Genomic DNA, 15185 nt, shown 5'->3' with positions numbered 1-15185 from the left:
ACCCTGTAATTTGTGCAGAAATTAGTTTTAAAATATAACTTGTATATACATATCAAGCTCAATTAAACTAATTTGCAACATGTATGGTCATTATAGATAACTAGGAATCCACTATGACAGGGACTCAAACACGTCATTACTTTTTTGCTGAAAGAGCTTGGCTTAATCAGGGTTGGCAAAACAACGTCTTGTTCGAAGTGGCAGATGGCGTGTTTACTCGTATCGAATCGGATTCTAAAGCGTCAGATAATGCAGTGAAACTATCAGGCCCTGTATTGCCGACAATAGCGAACGTTCACTCGCATGCATTCCAAAGAGTCATGGCTGGCATGGCAGAAGTGTGTTTGAACCCAAATGATAGTTTCTGGAGCTGGCGTGACCTGATGTACAAAATTGTACAGAAACTATCTCCAGAACAAGCAAATGTTATTGCCACTCAACTGTATATCGACATGCTCAAGGCTGGCTACACTCAAGTGGGCGAGTTTCATTATCTTCACCATGATGTGGCAGGTAAGCACTACGCGAATCGCGCTGAAATGTCCCATCAGTTAATCAATGCTGCTGATCGTTCTGGTATTGGACTAACCTTGCTTCCTGTTCTCTACTCTCACTCTGGTTTCGGTGCACTTGCACCAAATGAAGGTCAGGCACGCTTTATCCACTCTTCTCAATCCTATTTGGATTTACAACACCAGTGTGAACAGGCATTAGCGGGTTCAAAACTGCATAATCTTGGTATTTGTTTCCACTCATTACGTGCCGTTACAGAGCAACAAATTAACGAAGTGCTGGGTGAATTAGATAGACAACGAATCGTGCATATTCATATTTCTGAGCAGCAGAAAGAAGTCAATGACAGTATTGCATGGAGTGGACAACGTCCTGTTGAGTGGTTACACGAGCATATTGGCTTGAACAAACGCTGGAACCTTATCCACGCAACACATTTAAATGATCACGAACTTAACGCTATCGCGCATAGTGGAGCGGTTGTAGGCTTGTGTCCAACAACAGAAGCGAACTTAGGTGATGGTATTTTCCCGGGTGTCGAGTTTGAACGCTTGAATGGCCGTTGGGGCATTGGTTCTGACAGCCATGTTAGCCTTTCGATAGTGGAAGAGTTACGTATCTTAGAATACGGACAACGCTTGCGTGATCAACAACGTAACCGCCTCTACCGTGAAGAACAAGGCAGCATAGGTGATAACCTGTTTAAGCAAGCACTAATCGGTGGCAACCAGTCTTGTGATGTGAAGTTTGGCTTGTCTGTGGGAAGCCGAGCGGACTTTATGGTTCTCGACGATACCCATCCGTTCATTGGCGCTAGCGAAAACAAAGATGTTCTAAATCGTTGGCTATTTGCGTGTAGTGAAAATGTCGTAAAAGATGTCTTTGTTGCAGGTAAGCAAGTGATTGAAGATGGTCGTCATGAACTCGATTTGGTAAGCCGTGCTGAGTTTACTCAAGTGATTAAAAAGGTGATTTACGATGCTTAATCACAGAGACATATTTAGCATTATTCCTCAATCTGACTATCTTCGCATGCCGTGGAAAAACGGTTTAGGAGAAACACTGGAAATTGCCGTAAGTCGTGAAAACGATGAAATGCAGTACAGAGTGAGTCAAGCAGCAGTTGTAGAAGACGGCCTGTTTTCTGATTTCAGAGGATTGCACCGCACCCTTATTTTGCTCCAAGGTCAGGGGATGTTGTTGACTCATCAAAACGGAGAGAAGACATCTAGCCACGAACTGAAACAGCCATTATCCATGGCGAAATTCGCTGGCGGTGACGTAACCCATGCCTCACTAACCGATGGGAAGATTGAAGATCTCAATATTATGGTGAGAGAAGGTAAAGTGACATCGAAGGTTGACGCGGTGTTTTCTCCAGCTTCGTTTATGGCTGAGCACACGGACAGCACGTTATTCAGTGCATTCTACGCCAATAGTGATTGCGTTTTAGCTATTGAGTCTAAGTCGGCGCGACAAGAGTTACACCTAAAAAGCCAAGACACGGTACGTTTCCATCAGCCTGTCAACACCACCTTGCTGAAAGGAATGGGCGTTAAAATCCTTATTCTCTAAGTATTGGTCAGTGAGTACAAAGTAAACTTTACTATGGGTAGTTTGTCCCCAATATTACTGCATAAGTCGCCGATCTAAGGATGTCGAGGTTTGCTTTAAAACCTCTTCACGAGGCAGTATTAAGCACTCAGACATTGATGCAACTCAACTCAGGTATACGGTGAGGGCGAATGGAAAGTGAAAAAACATAGAACCGGGTCATATCCGTCTTTCATTAATGTCAGTCAGCACTGAAGCGAGACTACGTGAAGGGCTAATAAGTTGAAATATCTCTTGGATTCAAAAGTAAATACCTTGTTCCCATTATAGTCAGTTGGTCTATGTGAACCCGAATGAGAGAAGGCACAGGTGGTGACCATCTGTGCCTTTAGAGCGAGTTTAGATTAACCGATCAGAGCGGGAATACCCGGAAGCTGACCAACGACAGCAAGAGAGCCAACACAAACGATAAAGGCAACCCCTGGAATCAGGTATTTATCTTTGCCAGATAGATCGTTGGCGCGCTCATGGTCGCCGATAAGTCCGAGGTTATCCAGCAGCATAGTGGTTGCCCAGCCAAAGACTGGGTTAACGAATGCACAGGCAAAAATACATACACCTGCACTGAGTGAATCTTTATGCTTATGGATCATCTGCATACCCGCTTCAAGAAGTGGTAAGAATACACCGACTATCAGCGCAACGCGTAGCACAGGCTCCCACATCGCTAGATCCATTGGGTACCCAATTACCGCCGCGGCAACACACATTAAACCAGTTAACAGCGCGCCGCCTGGAATAGGACGCTTGGCTATTGCGGCAGGAATCATGTACGTACCCCAAGAAGAAGCTAGGTTACCGCCACCTAATAGTGAGCCAACACCCTGACGAACAGACGCTCCGATCATTGTGTCATCGACATCCATTAGTACGCCTTTCGCTTCTTTTGGGTAGTTAAGTTCTTGAAAAACACGATGACCGAGGTAGTCAGGAGACCACATAGCTACGGCTAGTAGAGCAAATGGAGTAACGGCAATAAAGTGCTCTAGGGTTGGCCAGCCTAGTTGCCATCCGGTATCTTCACCCCACCAGTAGAATGGACTGAAATTAGGCAGACCCGGCTCAGTGGTAAAAGCAAACTCAGCGCCCATCGCATAAGCGACAATACCCGCTAGAGCAGAACACAGTGGGATTGCCAACCAACGTTTGTTGATCTTGGCTAAGTATGCATAAACCAACACAGTTAAACCAATAACCACAAACGAGATGTAACTGTGGTCGGCACTTGCAGCCCACGCTTCCGTCTTATTGATCTGTCCTATCAACCCCACTGCACCAAGGTAGATCAGTAACCCACCCCGAACCCCAATGCCAGTGAGAGTCATGAGTTTAGAACCACCTTTAGTAAAAGCGAGTATTAAACCAAAAACACATACCATCAAGCCAAGAGCAAGTGGGTGCCCCCCTGCTGCTGCAATCATTGGAATTAGCGGTATCATTGGGCCGTGGGTACCGGCTAAGTTTGCGTTCGGGTTTAGGATTGCAGAAAAAAGGATAACGAACAGGGCGCCCGCGATAAGCAGTTCGTAACGCACGTTTTCTGCAACGAACTCCGGAGATAATCCGAACTGAGCAGCAAAAGCGGAAACCATGGCGGTGACCATAACCACTTTACCAATGGTTGCTGCTAATGCAGGTACCCAGTCTTCGATTTCAATACTGTAATCACGTGAAGGCAAATGAATACCCCAGCGACGAAAGCTCATGATGGTTAAATCATGGTTTAGAAAGTCTTCTCGGTTTTCAAATTCATGCGGTTTTTTGCGCACATCCCTGTAAAAGGTCTTACTTGTGTCAGACATTGAATTATCCTTTTTATGTTTCGAAGTTGAACTACGTCAACCAGAGTTTCGCTTGGTATACAGACCTTCGACCAAGACGAGACAACATCCCAGGTGCTACCAAGCACCTTTTTTAATTTCATACATAAAGAAAACATGGATTTACTTCGCTAGTAATAACAAGAAAACTGAATGGGTATCTTGCCAAACATCCACTTCAAACATCGGGGCCATACTAAGAAAGAGGCATGGGACCAATTTTGTTTGAGCTTATTAAGCATGTGTTGCTATCGATAGGAATATTAGACATTAGTAAAAGAACAACAAAAATCTCACTTATTGCACAAATATTTAACATCTCATGGACATGTTGCTCATTCGTGAGTGATTTTTGAACGGTAAAACAAGGGGAATGGCCGAAACTCCAACCTGTGTTTGTATGCTAAAACCTACGCTTTGGGGAGGGCGTTATGGCTGCTAACTTGACGCTTCCTTATCATGTGCTTGAATTAGGTTTTAACTGATTCACATTAGCGGTTTGTACAACAAAACTCACCATCAAGAGCCATATTGAATGTTAACGTCAACTCGGAAATTGGACAAACGCGTTTTAATTTCATTGTCAATGTAAGTACAGAAATCCGTCGCTTTCATACTTAGACGTGAAGGTGATACTTACTACACAAATAGCAACACATGAAGATATTACAGCCATATAAAATACTGCTTTCAACTAAACTATTTCAGATTAGGGAAAGCACATTAACTCTGCTAGAATCCTCTCCCTTCCTATCTTCATGACACAATGCGACAGTCTGTTGAGAGCGGAAACCAAACACCCCCACTACCTCGACCAGTTAGATACTTAGGAAATCGTTATGATGACTGATGAAGAAAGAATTGAATTACAGAAAAATAACCCATTACACGGTCTTAAGTTGGAAACCATGCTGCAAGAACTCGTGGATTTCTATGGTTGGGATATTCTAGATACCGCTATGCGTTTTAACTGCTTTCATACCAAACCATCGGTTGCGAGTAGCGTTAAGTATTTAAAGAAAACCGATTGGGCGAGAGAAAAGCTAGAAAACTTTTACCTATACCGCTTTAAGCGTATGCCTCGTGCTTCTAGCGAAGAGTATGACCTGCCTCCCCGTGCTCGTACTTTCCCACATGGTCTGAAGCCGAAAGAGCCAATGGAACTAACCGTTGACTCAATTTTGAAATCACAAGCTAAAGCGGCATCGGCTCATAAAGAGCGCTCATCACGCAATCGTCAATCTCGCCGTTAATGCAGTTAACAAGCGCGATAGAGTAAAAAATCGCCGCAAAATCATTGAGTTTAACGCAGACAAAATATCCATATAGATTGTCCGTATTTCCGACAAATTTAGTCAGGTATAATACGCGCCGTTATAATTTAATGGTCATCGACCACCTGTTTTATTAAAGCCTGTTTTATTAAGGAAACCTCATGAGTCAGTATGTTGTCTGCGCGCTGTACAAGTTTGTGGAACTCGGTAACTACAAAGAACTACGTGAACCATTACTTGCGCTGATGGAGAAGAACCAAATTCGCGGTACTCTACTGCTGGCAAGTGAAGGTATTAACGGTACAGTTGCTTCTGACCGAGCAGGTATTGATACGCTGCTTGATTGGTTAAATAAAGAGCCGCGCCTTGTTGGTACGGTGTACAAAGAGTCATTTTCAGACACTCAGCCGTTTAACCGCACTAAAGTGAAACTTAAAAAAGAGATTGTAACTTTAGGTGTAGAAGGTATCGATCCTCGCCACGTGGTTGGCACGTATGTGAAACCAAAAGACTGGAACGATCTGATTGCCGATCCTGAAGTATTTGTTGTCGATACGCGTAATGATTACGAAATCGAGATAGGTACATTTAAAGGTGCGGTTAACCCAAAAACAGATACTTTTCGTGAATTTCCAGATTACGTGAAAGAAAACATGGATCCGGCGAAGCACAAAAAAGTGGCGATGTTCTGTACCGGTGGTATCCGTTGCGAAAAATCAACCGCGTACATGAAAGAGCAAGGTTTTGACGAAGTGTATCATCTGGAAGGCGGCATCCTAAAGTATCTGGAAGAAGTACCACAAGAAGAAAGCATGTGGGAAGGTGATTGTTACGTATTTGATGGTCGTGTTGCGGTAAACCACCAGCTTGAAAAAGCAGACTACGACTTATGTAACGCTTGTCGTCTACCAATTACAGAAGAAGACAAACAATCAGAGCTTTACGAACAAGGTGTCAGTTGCCCTAAGTGTCACGGCACACACTCAGAAGAGCAAATCATCCGTTTCCGTGAGCGTGAAAAACAAATTTCTTTAGCAGAACAACGCGGTGAACAACACGTAGGTGGCGAAAGTGCGAAGCAACGTCAAGAGCGACGCGCAGCAAAACTGGCACAGAAAGAATCGCAGCGTAAACAAGCCTAATGCTTCTTGGCGAACCATATTTTTATGGTTCGCTAATTCAGATATTTTGTCGTGACAGGATGTTAGGCGTCGCGGCCCACAGTAGAGAAGTTATCGTGTTCTCGATCTAAGTCATGATCACAAGCAAGATTTTTCAGATGTGCTCTGCCCTCAACTAGCCCCATCTCGTAACCCTCAAGCAGTACCGATTGACGCATCGTTAAACGCTGTACGCGAAAATTATCCGGCGGAGCAATAACGCGGATACGCGCATCTTCCGGCGGGTTACGAATAAACGCCAAAGATTCGTTATAGTTCTCTGTTCGGTGCAACATTGCTTCTACCATATTAGGGTGCTCTGCAAATAACTTTCTCATCAACCATGTGGTTTTGACTGGCTTCTTCGAATAGTTCAAAGGGTGTGATAGGACGACGGTAATATCTCGGGCACCTCGACGATAAGCTTCGCGCACTGGAATAGAATCTGCAACGCCGCCATCGGTGTAACAACCTCCAGAAAAACATGGGGTATGTCTATACGCAATAGGCAAAGCCGTGGTGGCTTCGAGAGCATGGTGAAAATTCATGCGAGTCACTCGATAATAATCGGCTTTACCTGTGTCGACATTGGTTGTAGTCGCAAAAAATGGAATACCATCAAACAACTTCTTTTCATCGACTGGATATAAACGGTTAGACTCTTCAAATAACCATTTAACGTCAATAAGGTCACCGCCCTTTATAAAGCGGGTTGGATCGAAGAAACGTTTACAGGTTGCAAGCTTGGCGATGATATTAATGCTGCGATGCGGATAATCAGTTAAATAACCAATCAGATTAGATGCACCAGCCGACACACCAATAGCAAAATCAAACGGCTTATAATTTTGCTCCATAAATGCGTCTAACACGCCGCTGGCGAAGACGCCACGCATCGCACCACCTTCAACAACAATTGCTTTTTTGCCCATGTTTCCTCCCCAATAATCTATCTTCAAAATAGTATTGAAACTAAGGTGATAGAAACAATTGGTTATTCTTATTAGTCAGATAGGAGATACCTATACCTGAACCTTCTCTGACTGCTAATTAGGAAAAAACGCTCTTGTAGGCCTCCCCGGCTCCATCAATAAACATTTGAGTACCGATAACAGCCAAAATCAACCCCATCATTTTGGTCACTACATTTAAAGCGCTAGGGCCAACCGCTTTGACCAATTTATCGCCAAATAAAAACAGAATGTAAGTGATGGCGCAAAGCACAGCAAAGGAAACAATGGTGATTATCGTCTGATCAAAGCCTCCCGCTGTGGCAAAGTTCATCGCGGTTGCAATCGTCCCTGGTCCAGCCAGTATTGGCATCGCTAAAGGTGAGACTGCGATGCTTAATGCAGCCTGTTGTTGCGCGGGTGAGTATGCCTTTTCTTTGGTTTTCTGATGCGTTGTGTCACCTTGCAGCATGTTATAACCAATCAAAAACACCAATATGCCTCCGGTAATGCGCAGCGCATAGAGGGTGATACCAAACAAATCGAAGATCAATTTACCTGCAATGGAAAACACCGTCACAATAATAAAAGCAATAAGTACCGAACGGAGCGCAATAGAGCGAACCGTCTCTTTATCTTCGTCAGCCGTTAAGCTTAAAAATATTGGGATATTAGCTATGGGATTCATGATAGCGAAGAAGCCCATAAACACCGTTACCGTGTGAACGATCAGTTCTTTCATCTATGTACCGCACGTAATCTATTGATTTTAAGAAAGTATATACCTATATCTGCAGTTGTGTCTGTTACCTACTGTCCTCGCCCCAAACTTATGGGCTGAGGCACACTTTTTCTTTTACGGGAGTTTACCCAGTCAGCAAATACCGATAAGGTGATGCTAAAACGTAATAGAACAATAACAAAGGATGTTGACACATCATGAACAACACAATTCAAACCATTTTAAGCCACCGCTCGATCCGAAAGTTCAGCACACAGCCGATTGATAAAGCACAATTTGAAACCATTATTCAGGCAGGTCTTGCAGCGTCGTCGTCCAGTATGTTGCAAGTCGTCTCTATTGTCCGGGTCACCGATCCAGAAAAGAGAACATTGTTGGCTCAGTACGCAGGCAATCAGGCATACGTTGCCAATGCCGCCGAGTTTTTAGTGTTCTGTATTGATTATCAGCGCCACGCGACTATCAACCCTAAAGTACAAGCAGACTTTACGGAGCTAACCCTTATTGGTGCGGTTGATTCCGGTATCATGGCTCAAAACTGTCTATTGGCAGCAGAATCAATGGGACTCGGAGGCGTGTACATTGGTGGTTTGAGAAATAATGCTCAACAAGTCGATGAGTTGCTGGGATTACCTGAAAATACCGCCATCCTGTTCGGTATGTGTCTCGGCCATCCGGAACAAAGCCCAGAGATTAAGCCTCGTTTACCGGCGCAAGTGGTTGTACATGAAAACCAGTACCAACCGCTGAAATTAGAAGATATCGAGGTTTACGATCAAACCATGCACGACTACTACGCCAGCCGTTCAAGTAATCAAAAACAGAGTACCTGGTCTGAGGAAGTTACGACCAAGCTTGCCGGGGAATCACGTCCACATATTTTGCCTTATTTAAATAAAAAAGGTTTAGCTAAGCGCTAAATGGTATTGAACGATGGCCCTACCAATCAGGTGGGGCTTTTTCAAGTAAGATATTAATCACTGTAAGCAATTGGTTAGAAATAGCGTAGGAAACATGCAATCTCAAAATAGCTTCTCTATTAACTTAAAGCAGCAAAAAGCCATCGCGAAAGAACGCTTAAAAGCGATCCGCGAGAATGACCACGCCACTCTGGATCAGGTAAAAAAATTTCACTCCCAACCTGACACTCTTTCTTTCGAGTCTGCTCAGCTTGCTGATGTTCAACATGCTTTAGCCAGAGAACTGGGATTGCCAAGCTGGAGCAAACTTAAAGCTCATGTGGAAAATTTAGAATCTCACGAGCGCGCTATTTCGTTAAAAGGACGGGCATTGGACCATGACCTAAGCACACTCCATGTTCGATGCGGTCACGATATTCAACAACGTCTCGTAGAAAGTGGTTTTGAAGGCCCTTTTTTACCGATGATAGATCCACTGTGTATTGGTCCAATACCAAATAACGAGCAGTCATTTTTATCGATTCGCGCTCAATATGTCGTCAACACCCTTTTACCAGTAATGGGACTAGAAAATTCGGTACAAGATATAGTGCAGCAGGGACAAAGAAACCTAGACACACTACGTAACGACAAATTTCAACGTATCGTATTTTGGGTCGAGCATGACGCTTATGATCAGCTCATGCTTCTGCGCGCTCTGATGTACCTAGAGGACGTGAAGGATAAGGTCATTGAAATTATCGAGATCAATCATTTCCCTAGTACAGAACGTTTTATTGGTTTGGGTCAGTTGCCCGCCGAAGCCCTTCGCTCATGCTGGCAATACCGGAAACCTGTCAGTGCAAAATTGATGAGTCAGGCTAAACAGTGTTGGGATGCAGTGACATCAGAAAATCCAAACTCTATTGTGGCTCTGTTACAGCAAGATGATTTAGATTGCCTGCCAAATATGGCAACCATGCTCAAACGTCACTTAAAGGAATTGCCACATTCGCAATCAGGGTTGAGCTTTACTCAGCGTCTCGCCTTAGATGCACTAAAGGAACAAAGCGCCCCAATTTCAGTTAGTAAATGTTTCCAGATTTATCAGCAAAGCGAACCTTTGCCGTATCTAGGTGATGTCATGTTTTACGCCTTGATACTCCCTCTAGTAACGAATAAGTCGCCGCTAATAACAATAGATTCAATGCATAAAAATTGGTGGGAACAACAAGTGAGCATTACCCAATACGGTAAGCACTGCTTAGAAGGTAAGGCGAAGTTTATCCAAGAATATTGGGTTGGCGGTATCCCAAATAATGAGCAAAATCGCTGGGTATGGGATCACTTAAACCTATCCACTCTCTCCGATGAGCGACACTCATCCAGCTAAATAACACAGTTATAGATTGCATATCCTCTGGCTAGCTATTCTAACGGGATAGAATTAAGGCGAGATGTGCAATCAAAAACATACTTCTACCAATTTGTAACAAAGAATTATCGTTAGTTTTATATTCGATAAATATGTTAAATTTTAAATGTTAATTCCACAATAAAGGTTAAAATACCGTTAAAATAACATTTTAATTGGTGATCGCAGTCACATCTATCAACCAACCATTGGGATTTTCTTTCACGTTCTTTCACTCCGCTGCTAATCTGCACGCCACTTTGAAATGAACTCAGAGTGCATAACTATAAGGAGTGTTCTCATGAATACCAAGAAACCGATGTCGCTTACTAGCCGTGTAATTTTAGGTATGGTAGCGGGTATCTTGACAGGATTTGCAATCCGCACACTTTTCGCCGACAACGGATTTGTCGACGCATACATTGTTAATGGATTATTTGAAGTTGGTGGCCAAATCTTTGTAGCCAGCTTAAAGATGCTAGTAGTACCACTGGTGTTTGTATCACTGGTTTGCGGTACTAGCTCTCTGAAAGACCTCTCAACGCTAGGTCGTATGGGCGGTAAAACCCTCGGTTTATATATTGCAACGACCGCAGTAGCCATCACACTTGCTCTGACGATGGGGACATTATTCCAGCCAGGAGCGGGCGCAGATCTTACCGCAGTAAGTTCTTTCAAGTCAGCAGAAGCGCCATCTTTAGGTCAGGTGATCATCGATATGTTCCCTACCAACCCAATCAGCGCAATGGCTGAGGGTAAAACACTTCAAGTGATCGTGTTTGCCGTTCTATTCGGTATTGCTATCAGCGCTGCGGGTAAACCGGGCGAGCGTATCGCGGCATTTTTCTCTGATTTAAATGAAGTGATCATGAAGCTGGTTGCTATTTTGATGAACCTTGCCCCTTACGGTGTGTTCTTCTTAATGGCGAAACTGTTTACCGGCCTTGGGCTGAGTGCAATCCTTAACCTTGCTGAGTACTTTGTTGTTCTTGCAGGCACACTATTGCTTCACGGTATCGTCACATACAGTCTGATGTTAAAAGGCTTCACTGGCCTGAACCCAATTACGTTCCTACGTAAAATGGAAGACGCCGTGATGTTTGCATTCTCTACTGCATCATCGAACGCGACCATTCCTGTTACTATGGAAACAGCGAAGCACCGCATGGGCGTTGAAAACCGTGTCTCCTCGTTCACTGTACCACTTGGTGCAACTGTGAACATGGATGGTACAGCGATCATGCAAGGTGTTGCGACAGCATTTATCGCCCAGGCCTTCAACATTGATTTGACCATGGGTGACTACATGATGGTCATCATGACGGCTACCCTGGCATCTATTGGTACAGCAGGCGTTCCTGGTGTTGGCCTTGTTATGTTAGCAATGGTATTAAACCAGGTAGGCTTGCCGCTGGAAGGCATCGCACTCATTATGGGTGTTGACCGTCTGCTGGATATGATTCGTACCGCAGTGAACATCACTGGCGATAGCGCAGTAACCGTTATTGTTGCGAAATCAGAAGGCGCATTGGATGAAGCTCGCTTCAACGATCCAATGGCCGGCGTAGCCGAAGAAGAAGTAAATCTGAAGCGCGCTGACGCTTAAACCGTTTTCGGTTACTTTAATCCTGTCTAAAACAAAGCCCTGATGGAAACATCGGGGCTTTGTTTATTTAAGCCATGTTGTTATTACGCCAACGAATTTAACTTCTCTCTGGCCTGCTTCTCGTGCTCTGGCGTAATGGCATTGCCAACTGTGTTCGCAGCCAGTGTTAGCGCTGCCATATCATCAGTAAATCCAACACCAGCTAATACGTCTGGCACCAAATCGGTTGGCAAAACGAAATATGCTAACGCACCGCCAAGAATTGCTTTGTGGCGAACAGAGGTGTTGGAATCTGTCATCGCGAGCCAGGATTTAATCCCCATTACCGCAATCTCTTCACCCGCTTTCCTGACAGATTTCTTCACCTTATGCCAGAAGGTTTTCTCATCTGGCACTTTTAGAGTTTCATTGACGACGTCATTAGGCGTCGATTTTAAAGACATGGCTGTAGTCATCGTTGCCTCCTGATATTTATGACTGTGGCGCTAATACTAATAGAGTAAACCTGAACGCGAGATTAATAGCATACGATTATCTTAGGTGGCAGAAATATAAAAACCCCCAAACCTTGGTCTGGGGGTTGAGAGCTATATTAGTGCAATGAACGTTTTATTGAGCGAGCTTCTCTAGTACACGCATCAGCATCTTGATGCGAGGCTCAATAGATTCTAAAAGTAAGTATTCCTGCTCACTGTGGAAGCCCGCGCCGATTGGACCAAAGCCATCTAATGTTGGAACACCTAAAATAGCGGTATTGTTAGCATCAGAACCGCCACCAACCTCTTTCCAATTAATATCAATAGAAAGCTCACTGGCAGCCTTTTCAACCAACGCCATTAAACCTTCGGTTTGCACACTCGGTAACATTGATGGTTTATACGCTTCTCGATCTAACTGAATGCTTACCCCGTCAATAAACGGAGTTTCAACTAACCCGTTCAGCTTAGTGTCGACCTCATCGTACTCTTCGTTGCTCCAAAAGCGCACATCCACAATCGCTTCAGCTTGTGCAGGCACAATGTTCGCCCCATTACCGCCCGACACAATGCCCACGTTTAAAGTAGTGCCAGAGTTAAAGTTGGTCATCGCATTGATAGCGAGAATCCAGTTTGCCATTTCGGTAATCGCACTACGACCATTCTCTGGCTCGTTACCCGCGTGAGCCGCTACACCATTGAACGATATTTTGTAACGCGCCATGCCTTTTCTTGCTTTCACCAACCCACCGTCTGCACGTGCGGCTTCTGCTACCAGCACATTCTGGGCATTTTTCGCAACAGACTGAATCCAATCTACCGAATCTAGTGAACCTGTTTCTTCATCCGGGTTCATACAAATACAGATCGACAGCTTTTCTAATACCGCTTTATCTAAATTTCGCATCGCATGAACGATGTTTAACAAGCCAGACTTCATATCTGACACGCCAGGCCCGTATGCTTTATTTTCATCCATAGACATCGGACGTCGCTCAACTGTACCTATAGGGAAAACCGTATCCATATGTCCTATCAGCATCACATCTATCTGTTCTGCCTCTGGCTTATTACGAATCTCAAGCCCTACTCCTGCTTTGCCACAATCAATACGCTTAACATTCCAGCCGGGCAACGCTTGAAATTTTGCCTCAAACTGAGAAGCAATAAATTCAATGCCATCGGTAGTGTAAGTTCCACAATCGACGTTGATTAATGGACGTAGCTCTTCGAGATAATCTTTGAGAGAAAACAGCATGATTGACTCCTAAACAAACAGGTTCATGACCAACATTGCACCAAATGCGTTTAGCACTGAGATTGCAATCATGATTGGGATATAGCGACCTTCTGTACCGATAGGACCCATGATGCGTCCCATATATTGGACCTGAGAGCCCATCAGGTAAATTGCAGGAGCAAGAATCGCGATATGAGTGCCATTTAGAATACCTTGGTCAAACAGCGTGATAACCACACCAACAGCGCCACCCATCGACATCCAGGCACCAATAAGTACGGCTGCAGCTTCACCTGGCAAACCAAATATCGCCATCACAGGAGAGAAGATAGACCCCATTAAATCCAGCGCGCCTGTGATCTGAAGCGCTTTGATAATAACAAATGCCATAAGAACGTTTGGTAAAGTAGAAGTTGTCGCGATCACCCAACCTTTTTTTGCGCCTTCAACGAAAATATCCGTCACCATAGGCTTACTTGTTTTTACATCACCCATTACGCTGTCTCCTCTTTCAAGTTCTCAGATTTGTTTTGTTCTTGTTTGTCTTCTTTGCCTTCAGTGATGTTTAAGTAGATGCGGAACAAGTTTGCACCAATAATCTTAAACGCAAACATGACCACGACCGCTAAACCGATAGAAGACGTCACAGCTAATGATCCATCCGCCATGGTTAAGGTAAATAACACAGCGCCTGATGAGAAAAAGTTAACGATGGTTGCACCTGCCGTGAATTGGAACATAGTAAATACATCCGTTTCACGTTTGGTGAGATGGCCTTCGTCTTTAAGTTGACGCGTCATTGCAGCACCTGCGTCAGTACTTTGTAGTGACGCGATTAGCGCTAAGCCGGAGTTACCCGGAATACCCATCAGAGGTCGTAGTAGAGGAGTCAGCAGTTTACGTGCGGCATCTAATGCACCGTAGTGTTCTAGAACATTGATCATCCCTAATGCGAACATCACGGTAGGGATAAGTGTAAGGGCAAAAAGAAAGCCATCGCGGGCACCGCTACCACCAGTACCACGAAGAGATGTTGTCGCGACTTTTAAACCATCTGCCGTTTCAGTGACGCCATACGCCACCTTACCAAAAGAGCCATTCAACGTTGTGAAGTCAAAGACTCCATACCATTGGTTTGATTGCAACATGCCAGAGAAGAAAACAACGGCAAACGCCAGTGCGATATAGCACCCTAACGTCACCTTACGATCAGTTTGAATCAGATTTTTCATAAGATTACCTACACATGGGGGATATGACACATATGTTCAACTTATTCAGATTCTCGAGATATGATCGAAATCAATCAGTCATTCAAACTAATATAAAAAACTAAAACGATATTTTATTTTATGATTACAATCACAATTGAAGTATAAGAATAAATAATAGATAAAATTAGGAATTTTAATCTTACTTAATTTTGCGGGTGTTACTTCGAAATAATATTCAGATTTGAAATAAAAAGCCCTTCTTT

14 protein-coding genes and 1 pseudogene are annotated in these 15185 nt (G+C 44.0%); 8 read left to right on the top strand and 7 right to left on the bottom strand.

What is annotated here, in order from left to right; all coding sequences use genetic code 11:
• Positions 1–113: 113 nt before the first annotated feature.
• The 3 genes and pseudogenes from ACWYU8_RS08980 to ACWYU8_RS08970 form a co-directional block, all read left to right on the top strand.
• On the top strand, positions 114–1499 hold the full coding sequence (locus ACWYU8_RS08980) for a formimidoylglutamate deiminase (RefSeq protein WP_457519039.1): 1386 nt from the start codon (positions 114–116) through the stop codon (positions 1497–1499).
• Positions 1492–2088 (top strand): HutD/Ves family protein, encoded by a 597-nt coding sequence (locus tag ACWYU8_RS08975; protein WP_457519037.1) that lies wholly within the window; start codon positions 1492–1494, stop codon positions 2086–2088. The genes ACWYU8_RS08980 and ACWYU8_RS08975 overlap by 8 nt, the downstream gene beginning before the upstream one ends.
• 37 nt (positions 2089–2125) lie before the next feature.
• Positions 2126–2283: pseudogene (locus ACWYU8_RS08970) on the top strand (IS5/IS1182 family transposase); the annotation flags it as partial.
• Between the two features lie 188 nt (positions 2284–2471).
• Here ACWYU8_RS08970 and ACWYU8_RS08965 read toward each other — a convergent pair.
• Complete coding sequence (locus ACWYU8_RS08965) at positions 2472–3929, bottom strand: DUF3360 domain-containing protein (RefSeq protein ID WP_457519035.1); 1458 nt, start codon at positions 3927–3929, stop codon at positions 2472–2474.
• 857 nt (positions 3930–4786) lie between these two features.
• Between ACWYU8_RS08965 and ACWYU8_RS08960 the strand changes: the two genes are divergently transcribed.
• Together ACWYU8_RS08960 and trhO are read left to right on the top strand one after the other, a co-directional pair.
• Complete coding sequence (locus tag ACWYU8_RS08960) at positions 4787–5200, top strand: VF530 family protein (RefSeq protein ID WP_457519033.1); 414 nt, start codon at positions 4787–4789, stop codon at positions 5198–5200.
• Positions 5201–5382: 182 nt separating this feature from the next.
• Positions 5383–6363: an oxygen-dependent tRNA uridine(34) hydroxylase TrhO gene (gene trhO, locus ACWYU8_RS08955; RefSeq protein WP_457519031.1), complete on the top strand. Its 981-nt coding sequence runs from the start codon at positions 5383–5385 to the stop codon at positions 6361–6363.
• 62 nt (positions 6364–6425) lie between these two features.
• Here trhO and ACWYU8_RS08950 read toward each other — a convergent pair whose 3' ends face one another.
• Entirely contained in the window at positions 6426–7313 is an 888-nt protein-coding gene (locus tag ACWYU8_RS08950) for a patatin-like phospholipase family protein (protein WP_457519029.1), read from the bottom strand.
• A gap of 118 nt (positions 7314–7431) precedes the next feature.
• Positions 7432–8073 (bottom strand): MarC family protein, encoded by a 642-nt coding sequence (locus tag ACWYU8_RS08945; RefSeq protein ID WP_457519027.1) that lies wholly within the window; start codon positions 8071–8073, stop codon positions 7432–7434.
• Positions 8074–8270: 197 nt separating this feature from the next.
• On the opposite strand from ACWYU8_RS08945, the gene nfsA reads away from it, so the two are divergent.
• From nfsA to ACWYU8_RS08930, 3 genes are all read left to right on the top strand, one after another.
• Positions 8271–8993, top strand: coding sequence for an oxygen-insensitive NADPH nitroreductase (nfsA, locus tag ACWYU8_RS08940; RefSeq protein WP_457519025.1), 723 nt, complete (start codon positions 8271–8273; stop codon positions 8991–8993).
• A gap of 94 nt (positions 8994–9087) precedes the next feature.
• Positions 9088–10365: a DUF1835 domain-containing protein gene (locus ACWYU8_RS08935; RefSeq protein WP_457519024.1), complete on the top strand. Its 1278-nt coding sequence runs from the start codon at positions 9088–9090 to the stop codon at positions 10363–10365.
• Positions 10366–10687: 322 nt separating this feature from the next.
• Complete coding sequence (locus tag ACWYU8_RS08930; RefSeq protein WP_457519022.1) at positions 10688–11992, top strand: dicarboxylate/amino acid:cation symporter; 1305 nt, start codon at positions 10688–10690, stop codon at positions 11990–11992.
• 83 nt (positions 11993–12075) lie between these two features.
• Here the strand turns inward: ACWYU8_RS08930 and ACWYU8_RS08925 are convergent, their stop codons facing one another.
• From ACWYU8_RS08925 to ACWYU8_RS08910, 4 genes are all read right to left on the bottom strand, one after another.
• Complete coding sequence (locus tag ACWYU8_RS08925) at positions 12076–12447, bottom strand: YkvA family protein (RefSeq protein WP_457519020.1); 372 nt, start codon at positions 12445–12447, stop codon at positions 12076–12078.
• A 154-nt stretch (positions 12448–12601) separates the two neighbouring features.
• Entirely contained in the window at positions 12602–13726 is a 1125-nt protein-coding gene (locus ACWYU8_RS08920) for a M20 family metallopeptidase (RefSeq protein WP_457519018.1), read from the bottom strand.
• A gap of 9 nt (positions 13727–13735) precedes the next feature.
• The gene (locus ACWYU8_RS08915; protein WP_444493787.1) at positions 13736–14203 is read right to left on the bottom strand and encodes a YjiG family protein; all 468 of its coding nucleotides are present in this window, start codon (positions 14201–14203) and stop codon (positions 13736–13738) included.
• Positions 14203–14940: a nucleoside recognition domain-containing protein gene (locus ACWYU8_RS08910; RefSeq protein ID WP_457519017.1), complete on the bottom strand. Its 738-nt coding sequence runs from the start codon at positions 14938–14940 to the stop codon at positions 14203–14205. Before ACWYU8_RS08910 ends, ACWYU8_RS08915 begins: the two co-directional genes overlap by 1 nt.
• Between the last annotated feature and the right edge of the window lie 245 nt (positions 14941–15185).

This window comes from Vibrio limimangrovi, from assembly GCF_054064025.1.
The sequence above is the reverse complement of the archived record's forward strand: the minus strand, read 5'-3'. Positions and strand labels throughout refer to the sequence as shown.